12 protein-coding genes and 1 pseudogene are annotated in these 8,734 nt (G+C 62.9%); all 13 read right to left on the bottom strand.

Annotated features, from left to right (window positions below):
* Window positions 1-221: 221 nt before the first annotated feature.
* The 13 genes and pseudogenes from IPM06_21570 to IPM06_21510 all read right to left on the bottom strand — a co-directional run bounded on the left by IPM06_21570 (window position 222) and on the right by IPM06_21510 (window position 8,723).
* Window positions 222-686: pseudogene (locus tag IPM06_21570) on the bottom strand (lysozyme).
* Complete coding sequence (locus IPM06_21565) at window positions 679-936, bottom strand: hypothetical protein (protein ID MBK8773001.1); 258 nt, start codon at window positions 934-936, stop codon at window positions 679-681. The pseudogene IPM06_21570 and the gene IPM06_21565 overlap by 8 nt, the downstream one beginning before the upstream one ends.
* Window positions 937-1,032: 96 nt before the next feature.
* Window positions 1,033-1,233 (bottom strand): hypothetical protein, encoded by a 201-nt coding sequence (locus IPM06_21560; protein MBK8773000.1) that lies wholly within the window; start codon window positions 1,231-1,233, stop codon window positions 1,033-1,035.
* Window positions 1,234-1,346: 113 nt separating this feature from the next.
* A complete protein-coding gene (locus IPM06_21555; protein ID MBK8772999.1) occupies window positions 1,347-1,685 on the bottom strand; it encodes a hypothetical protein in 339 nt (112 codons plus the stop codon).
* Entirely contained in the window at window positions 1,673-1,825 is a 153-nt protein-coding gene (locus IPM06_21550; GenBank protein MBK8772998.1) for a hypothetical protein, read from the bottom strand. Before IPM06_21550 ends, IPM06_21555 begins: the two co-directional genes overlap by 13 nt.
* A complete protein-coding gene (locus IPM06_21545; GenBank protein ID MBK8772997.1) occupies window positions 1,822-2,292 on the bottom strand; it encodes a hypothetical protein in 471 nt (156 codons plus the stop codon). The genes IPM06_21550 and IPM06_21545 overlap by 4 nt, the downstream gene beginning before the upstream one ends.
* A gap of 392 nt (window positions 2,293-2,684) precedes the next feature.
* Entirely contained in the window at window positions 2,685-2,852 is a 168-nt protein-coding gene (locus IPM06_21540) for a hypothetical protein (GenBank protein ID MBK8772996.1), read from the bottom strand.
* A gap of 624 nt (window positions 2,853-3,476) precedes the next feature.
* Window positions 3,477-3,977 carry a hypothetical protein gene (locus IPM06_21535; protein MBK8772995.1) on the bottom strand — a complete coding sequence of 167 codons (501 nt, stop codon included), beginning with the start codon at window positions 3,975-3,977 and terminating at the stop codon, window positions 3,477-3,479.
* 2 nt (window positions 3,978-3,979) lie between these two features.
* Window positions 3,980-4,528 (bottom strand): hypothetical protein, encoded by a 549-nt coding sequence (locus tag IPM06_21530; GenBank protein ID MBK8772994.1) that lies wholly within the window; start codon window positions 4,526-4,528, stop codon window positions 3,980-3,982.
* An 11-nt stretch (window positions 4,529-4,539) separates the two neighbouring features.
* Window positions 4,540-5,007, bottom strand: a complete 468-nt coding sequence (locus IPM06_21525; GenBank protein MBK8772993.1) for a hypothetical protein — start codon at window positions 5,005-5,007, stop codon at window positions 4,540-4,542.
* Window positions 5,008-5,029: 22 nt separating this feature from the next.
* A complete protein-coding gene (locus IPM06_21520; protein ID MBK8772992.1) occupies window positions 5,030-5,188 on the bottom strand; it encodes a hypothetical protein in 159 nt (52 codons plus the stop codon).
* 41 nt (window positions 5,189-5,229) lie between these two features.
* Window positions 5,230-5,826: a hypothetical protein gene (locus IPM06_21515; protein ID MBK8772991.1), complete on the bottom strand. Its 597-nt coding sequence runs from the start codon at window positions 5,824-5,826 to the stop codon at window positions 5,230-5,232.
* Window positions 5,827-5,849: 23 nt separating this feature from the next.
* Window positions 5,850-8,723, bottom strand: coding sequence for a PLxRFG domain-containing protein (locus IPM06_21510; GenBank protein ID MBK8772990.1), 2,874 nt, complete (start codon window positions 8,721-8,723; stop codon window positions 5,850-5,852).
* Window positions 8,724-8,734 lie beyond the last annotated feature (11 nt).

The raw sequence follows: 8,734 nt of genomic DNA, 5'->3' as shown, positions 1-8,734 counted from the left end.
CGGGAACGAAACGACCGATAAAGGCCATGGTCGTCCCCACGACTTTCGGGATACTCCCGTGACGCCTTCTACGTCCACAAAAACATCTGCTGCAACCGCTTCCGCGCCTCTATCAATACTCATCATCGCCTCGCGTCGGATCGGTAGCCGCATTGTCGATTGCACTGTCCAGCATGTCGACGATCTTGTTACGATTCGCCTTCATGTCCAATGATCCGCACTCACGATGTTTCTCCTATACATTGTTGGTGTTCCTGCTGCCGGCGGATAGTGAGTCCGCGCAACGACTTGCCTTTGAACTTATCCCAAACGAGTATCTGCTGGCATGCGCCAATGTAGTCTCCGGCGTTTAGCTTGCGCACCAGTGTCGAACCACAGAACGCACCGGGGCCGATGTTGTACGCCGATTTACGTAAGCGTCATACTCGTGCTGATGCAGCGGAACCCTGACGCAGTGTTTTAGCGCGCCTTCAAATTTTGTACGTCATCGCAAAGCGCGCTCCAGCGCCTTCGGCGGCGTAATCGTGTCACCGAGGCTTGACACCATCGGTCGTGCCGAAGCCGATCGTCGGAACATCACCGGGCACCGGCACGTACGCCCGGTCCCGGTAGCCCTCGAAGATCGCAAGGCTCACCAGCGCAGTGGCAGATAACGACAGGGCGGCGGTAGCGCGTCGATCAATCATTGCCGGCCTTAAATTCTTCGTCTGTCGGACGGTCTGTGGCTCGACGTTCCAGATCAGGCTGGTCGAGGATGCGCGCCACAGTACCTATGCAAGCTGACAGTGCCGCAAGGATGGAAAACACACCCTGTGGTATTCGATTGGCGAAGATCAGCGGTGCCGCATCTATACCGGCGAACAAAGCGGCGACGAGCATCCAGCGGATAGACCACGCCTTCGTGATGATGCGCTTCCAGTTCTGTACCAGTGTCATCCTCGTATCCCCAATACCTCGGTGATCTTCTGATGCGCAGCCACTGGGTCGTGGATCAGCACCATCACGAATGCGGTGACGGCCCGGAACAGTCGCTTAAATATTGTCGCAATCATGGCGGTGCTTGACCAATGGGCACTGCGTGCAAATGTCGCCCCTGCGTTCCTCTTTGCGCCGGTCGAAATCCCCGGACTTGACATATTCCTTGACAAGGTTGAAATGCTTTTGCCGAAAGTAAAAGTTGATCATCGCCGCCGTCACGCCGCCGCCGAAGGCTATGAACAGACCAATGAACATGCCAGTTCTTGCGACGTGATGCCGAAGTACGCGGCGATCCCAAGTCCGCCCGCCGCGGCTGCCGTGGCGACCTTCTGCGTAACGGGTACTGCGATGGTTTCGTGGATGTTCATTCACCTTCTCCTTGCCCATTCCTTGGCGGAATCGAGATTGATCACGGCTTCACTGCCTTCTTCAACGAGTCCTGAAACCTCGTCATCGAGTCGTTGTAGCGCCGCGCCAAGCTCGGGCCGGTCGAAGCAGGCTCGGTCAGGACTGTCGGGAGTGGAGGCGGCGACGGGCACGTAGCTGCCACGGGTACGGGTGTTGCGCAGGCGCTGATTGTCAGCGCGCAGAGTATCGAGATCGCGTTTCGTGGCAGCATCGGTCTGCTCCTTGTTGAGTTTGTCCCTGGACTCCTGCGCCGCCGTCGCCTTCTGCGCCGCCACGCCTTGCGCCTTCACGGTCGCCACGAAGCCATCGAACTTGGATTGTACCGCATCAGCCGCCAGCCCTGCGCCGTCCACGCGGCGCCGCCGGCCACGCCGCCCGCCGCGGCGATCCACAGGATCAGCAGCGGGTTGCCGACGATCTTACCCAGTATCCAGTTCATGGGGCCTCCACGAATGTTTCACGGCGCCCGGTCGCCACGAACACTTCGGAGAAGCCGTGTTCGACGAACAGCTCTTGCGGGCGTATCACGCCTCCCGACAGCGGCGGCGACAGCGCGCCCGCGTACCCGGTAGCCAGTATGCCAGATAGGTTCAAGGCGAACGATGGGGCTAGCAGGCCGTACTGCCCCGTGCTGGCAACGCCGGTGAGCGCGACGAACGTCCCAGTCGATGGGCTGAGCGTACCTACCGCGCCGGTAGCGGACACGCCCGAGACGGACAGGCCGAACCCCGGAACGAGTACACCTGCCGCGCCGGTAGCGGACACGCCGGCGACGGATAGACTGAAGCCCGGAACGAGTAGTCCGACAGCCGACGCGCCGGAGACGCCGGCAAGCGCGACAGTGGTTCCAGAGACTGGGGTCAGCGTGCCCGCAGCGCCTGTCGCCGCCGCGCCTGTAATGGACAAGCTGAACGCCGGCGCAAGTGAACCTGTGGCTCCAGTGCCGACGGCGCCGGTGAGCGCGACAGTGGTGCCGGTGACTGGAGTGAGAACGCCGACCGCCCCCGTGGCCGCCGCGCCGGCAAGGGCCGCGATGATGGATGGAACCAGTAGTCCGACGGCGCCGGTAGCCGCGGCGCCGGTGAGTGCGACCGTCACCCCTACCGTTGGCGTGAGTGTGCCTACCGCGCCGGCGGCCGCCGCGCCGGACAGCGCTACAGACATCGACGGGGCCAGCGACCCTGTCGCGCCAGTAGCTGCGGCACCGGTGAGTGCGACCGTCACCCCTACCGTTGGCGTGAGGGTACCTACCGCGCCCGTGGCGGCTACGCCAGCAAGGGCGTTGGTGATGGTGGGAGCTAGCGCCCCGCCGCTCCTGTGGCGGCTACGCCTGAGAGCGCGAGCGTCGCACCCCCCGTACTCGGCACCCAGATGTCTATCGGCGGCGATTCGAATATCTGCCACGGATTATCGACCAGTGCCCAGGCTTCTGCCGCCGTGAGTGAGACGTTGAGCCACTGCGCCAAGGCAATGTTTCCACCCCACGGATAGAGCGCTACGCTGCCATTGTATTGGCCGTATGCCAGGCGAGTAAGCGGGACAAGAGCACCGACGTTTGTCGAGGAGGATGCACTACTACGGCTCACAGGTCCTGCGCCGTAAACCCTTACATCTGTCGCCGAGCCAAATACTGCTACAGCTGTAAACTGTTCGCCAAAGTTGAAAATCTGCGCGCTAGTAGCCGTTGCGCTTGTCGTGCCTCCTATATGCTGCGCTGCTACAGAGCCATCGCTTTTGCCAAAAAATCGGACTGTTTTATCGCTCGCCGTGGCCAACATGGACGGGCAGCGAAAGTCGACCGCGTTGAAGGGCGTCGACCCCGCGAAAACAAAACTCAGCGGGTAGTTGGCAGAAACAGCCAGATTGCGTAGGTAGCCGTTTGTATTGTCAGTGAGGGAGATTATCCGCCCTTGCCGTGATACCCCGGAAGAAACTCCAGAGCCCGCAGTCAGGGGGACGCCAGAGGTATCAAGTAGGCCGAAGCCGCCAGGCTGCAAGCCGTAGAGCGGGCGCAGTTCCTGCCTTACCCTAAGCGGGTCTTGCGGCTGCTCAACCGCAAGATCAAACTCCTCTGCGAAATACCCCGCCACTTACTGCCCTTGGACGTAGAACGGAACGATGTCGAAGCGGAAGTTTGAATCGGTCGCATTGACCGTCGCACCGCTGGCGTTGTAGGCAACGATGCTCATGTACCGCTGCGTGAACTGGAACTTTCCAGATGCGACGCACTTCTCACTTGCTGCCGCGTTCTCACTCACGACGTAGCCGATTAATCGCAGGTTGCGGCGCATGTCCACGTCGCCGAGTGCAGCATCACTTGCGCCGATGTCGCCATCTATTTGCGTGCTGTCCGCGTCAGGGGCTCCAGCGACGTACAACTCCAGCCCGAGACCCTGCGTCGGTGTTGCCTGAAACTGAACCTCACAGGACCACTCATACCAAGACGGACGCGGCGCAGCACCCCAGTCGATCTGATCGGATACGCGGCCGTTGGCGTTGGTCACACCTTCCACCGAAAACGCCGATGCGGCTCCAGCCTCGCCATTGACGAGCTTCGAGGTTCCCTTGCGGATGTAGCTCTCGTTGGCCATGATCAGCTATTCCACATTTCGCCAATGTCATTGACGTTGAGATCGCCCTCGAATACCAGATTGCCTGGAATGCCAGTAGTTCCAGTGCCAGTTGCGAATACACGTTCCGCAACCGTTGCCAGTCGAGTAATGGTGGCTTTTACGCGGCTTGCTCCTGCCCAGCCAGCGTCTTGCGTAGCGCCTCCAATGCCGGACGGGACGTTCTGTAAAGCGTCAGACAGTCCAGCGCGAAGGTTCGGCCTGCCCGTCCCGATGCTGTCGCGTCCTTGCAACAACACTTGCAAGTTGATCTGCTTCGACTGGCACAGCAGCAGGCGATTGGTCTGGATTGCGCTGCCATCGGGCGCGTCTGCCGGCGTGAGGCGGTCCCACAGAATGGCATCGGCTACCTCATCGGCCGGAACGGTGCTGCGCCACACGTAGAACGTGCTGGGCAGGTTCAGTAGGCGGGCCAATTCGGTGTCGTTTCGGCTTGCCCCTGCTGCTTGCACTGCCGGATCGACCGACGCGAGAACGGCGGCTTTGAGTGTTTGAAGTTGTGCTGGTGTCATGGTAGTGCTCCTTATGCGATCCGAAGCAACGCATTACTGGCGTCGTTGGTCGGCATGGTCAGCGTGAACGTGCCGGCCGTGATCGACTGCGACGAGAACGTGTGCACGCTGATCTGCTTGTCGCTCTGCGAGCTGTTATACAGCACGCAGGCATCGAACGCGCCCGACGACGTGAGCGCAGCCCACGTGAAGCTGGCGCTCGGCGTGAAGATGCCCGTCGTGCCGCTCGTGCTCGGCGCCGTGGCCATCGTCACCGTGACGCCGCCCTGCGTGTAGTTGCCCGACGCCGCGAGTTCGCCGGTCGTGTTATACACGGTGTCCGCGACGCCACGCGACGCCGATGCCAGGAACAGCGCCGCCTTGACGACGTCCGCCGTGGATACGGTGCGTGCGGGAACCCCCGTGCCGGGGCCGAGGGCGTGGATACCTGTGAGAAGCTCCCCTTTGAACGACGTGCACATGCCGGCGCTGTTAGCCATTTGTCATACTCCTTTGAGTTAATTAGAACAGTGAAACGCTGGCGGCGCCAGCAACGGGTTTAAGAACGACGGCGGCGGAACGATGGACGAGTTCGCCGTCGTGCCAGTATTCAACCCACTCGGTCGTCTCGTTGGCGTCATCCAGCCCGCCGGTTCGCTTTTCGAGCAGGGACTCGTCCATGAGCCCCCTTGGTCGTCGTGATCAATGCCATTTCAATCTCCTCAAGTTGTGGTTACTTCGGTATCTACGGTGACGGCGCCCGACATCACGAGGCTCACTACACCGGTAGCCGACACCAGCTCCAAGTCATACACGCCTTCCAGCCACGTGATGGCCGCCGTGTCGGCTGCCGAGATGGTAAGCGCAATAGTTTTGGCGGCGTTGTCGAGCGCGATGCGTGCGTTGGTCGTGTCGAGCCGGAGCAACTCGGTGCCACCGACGACATCCTTGATGGACATGCGCGCCGTGAAGCCGGTCAGGTCGACAGGCGTCTTGTACTGGAGATAGCCACCGGACGTGTACGTCGAGTAGTTCGTCGAGTTCACGTCGTTCAGCGCCACGGTGCTCGTGTCAGGCACTGTCGCGCGACGGTAGTCCGTGGATCTGGGCGGCGTGTTCTTGGCGTTGATCTGCCGCATGCCGCCGGCCGACACGACCGCCACGCGCCAGCCGTCGGGGACGCCGTGTGCCGAACTGGTGATGACAGCCGGCGCCGCCTTCGTGATCGCCGTGATGGCGGCGTAGACGAACGGCAGCGTCGCCCAACGAACGATCAGCGAGAACGTCTTGCCTTGCTCTATCTTCAGGTCGTCGGTCATCGTATGTCCTTCATTTCATTGTATCACTGCGCCGTGACGTCGGCAAACTCGGCGCCCAGGCGGCGTCCCAGCAGGATCTGTTCCCTGCGGTTCAGTGGCATGCCGGCCAGCATGATGGCACGCCGCGTCGCCGCCGGGTTCGACAGGATCGGCATCATGGGGTTCTGGGCGTTCCACTTGGCGCGCAGGTCGAGGACGCGCGCTACCTGTTCGGCGTCGTCGGCACGGTACGCCTTGACCAGCCGGGCCTCCAGATCCTGGCTGACCTGCGTGTGGAACGCCTTGGTCTGGATGATGATGCTCTCCATGTCGTTCGCCTTGGTCACCGCCGCCGACGACAGCCCGGTCAGTTGCAGGATACCGTCGACAGTTGAGACATCAACTACTTTCCGCCCCCTGGAGTCGGATGCGTAGCCGGTGCTGAGCTGCTCGGCGCCCTTGACCAGGTTACGGGCGGCGATCGGGCCGCCGGCTCGCAGGGCGTCCGCCGCCCGCCGCCAGTCGCCGCCCGCCGCCGCGCTGACGAGCGGGCCGGCGTTGCTCAGCGCGTCGTGCAGCATCGAGAACGGCGCGCCGGCGATCTCGGCGAGCACGCGCCCCTTGTCGGCGTCGGCGGCGCCGATGCGCGTGCCGGGGATGAAGCCAGACGATACGCGAGTGGCCACGCCGATGCCGGTGATCTCGTTCACGACGCCGCGCATGACGGCGTCAGACAGGTCGGCGGCGCCGATGGCGTCAGATGCCGACTTGATGGCGTTGCGCATGGCGCGGCGGCTGTTGAATGGCGAGTTGAACAGTTGCTGCGAGATCACGTCGACAAGGTTCAGGATCTCCTCGGCGAACGGCAGGCCCTGCACGCCGGCCATCGCCGTCAGCCCGAGCAGCATGTACACGGCGCTCTTCGGGCTCACCTTATACATCAGCGCCGCGGCTTCGATGATGAACAGCGGGAACGACTTGAACTGGAACATCAGGGCGCCGAGCGGGTTGTTCATTATGCCGGGGCGATTATTGACGTTGTAATTATTTTGCGTCTGATCCACCGTCTCGCTGGCGAAGCGGAACAGTTCCTGCCCCGAGAGTTTCTTGAAGGTGCCGTCCGCCTGCCTGACGCCGCCGCCCGTCGTGGCGATCCTGTAGGCCGCCATGAACGACGCCAGTCGGTTGGTCTGCTCGGCGACTCGGAACGGCGTCATCCAGACCTCGGCGGCGCGCTGGACGTTGCGACTCCTGGAGTACAGGGAGCCCTGCGAGATGCCGAGCATCATGTGGATCTCGGTGTCGAAAATATGATCTGCCGCCGCGACGATGGCGGCGCGCATCTCCTTGCCGATGCCGGCGGCGTCCAGCCGGGCCGCCGTCTCTGGGTCGGGGTTCTTCATCTTGTCCATGTCGCGCAAGACGTTGTAGTGCTGCCACGAGTCCTTCCACGTCTTCAGCGACGTCATGGTGGCGTTCAGGTAGTCGGTGTGCGTCGACAGGTAGGGCGTCAGCACCATGGGGATCGACAGCGTGTTCACGGCGGCGCCGGAGATGGAGCCGCCGATGAAGTACATGACGCCGGCCGTACGCATCTTGGTAGCCCACTCGCTCTGCCGGTCCGGCACCAGTGTGGTATCTGCCATGGCGTTGGCGCGGTCCCGGTAGAACCCCGACATGGGGCCGTCCTGCTCCCACAGGTTATGCGGCACGCCGTCCTCGCGCCGGCCGAACGACTCGCCGACAGTGATGACTGGCTCGCTGGTCACGGCGTCGATATCGGCGGCTACTTCGGCGCCGTCAAGGGCGGCGTCGAGCACCGGCGCGAAGCGCGCGTAGGCGATCTCACTCGTCGTGTTGACGCCGAACTCGTGGAGCACGCGCATGCTGTCGCGGGAGAACCCGGCCAGGCCCTCGCGACGCATCATCTGCGTGCGCACCAGCGAGTCGGCGTTCGTCATGGCAACGACCAGGCGCTCACGTTCGGCCTGCGAGATGTCGATGCCCTGCCTGCGCAGCGTGCCGAGGAACTGCTCAAGCGAGACGCCGGTATCGCGTTCGTTCTTGCTGCGCCTGCCCATCTCGACCTTCAGCGCGACGCCCGAGCGTTCGATCTCCTTGGCGTAGGCGAGGGCCGCCGTCTTCGCCTGACTCGGCGAGTTGAAGAACTCCAGGCCAGCCTTGACCCGCTTGCCGTCCGGCGCCTCCATGTAGACCTCGACGCTGTAGTCGCCGTACCGGCGCAGCGGGACGTAGCCCTGATCGAGTAACGCCGTCATCTGCTCCTGCCGGCCGGTCAGCCACTTCTCGTAGGCTTCGGCACCTAGTTGGCGCCTACGTGTTTCCTTCTGGCTGTCGAACTGGCGCCGCAGCACGGCGGCGATCATGCCGGTAGCCTGGTCGTACAGCTTGCGCTGCGCCGGCGTCAGCGTGTTGAGCAGGTCGGCGAGTTCCTGCGACGACGTCGAATACTTCTCCAGCGTGCGCGTCAGCATGACATCGAATGCTGCCTTGCGGTCGGCATCGGATGCCCGGTACCAGTCGGGGACGCGTTCGCGCACCAGTTGCTCGCCGAGTATCTTGCGATAGCGACTGTAGGTGTTGAACGCCTGGTAGACGTTCTTGAAGCCCCGCGACGACGCCGAGATGAAGTTCGGCGTCGACACGTTGTTCGTCCACCACCTGCCGATGCCGCCGACGATGTCATCTTTGGCGACGCCGAGCAGGCGCGTCAGCAGGTCGCTGGGGGCCTTCGCGTTCTCCACCAGTCGCGCGTACTGCTCGCCGATCTGCACGGCCTCCAGCTCGCCGCCAGCCATGCGGTTGCGCATCTCGACGGCGGCACGGGAGAACAGCGGCAGGCCGTTCGCCGCGGCTTCGGCGAGCTTCGGGGTGATGATGAAGCCGGGTTGCTGCATCACTGGGACTT

Source organism: Hyphomicrobiales bacterium (assembly GCA_016710435.1).
Lineage (GTDB): Bacteria > Pseudomonadota > Alphaproteobacteria > Rhizobiales > Aestuariivirgaceae > Aestuariivirga.
Note: the sequence above shows the minus strand (reverse complement) of the source record. Positions and strands in the feature narration are given on the sequence as shown.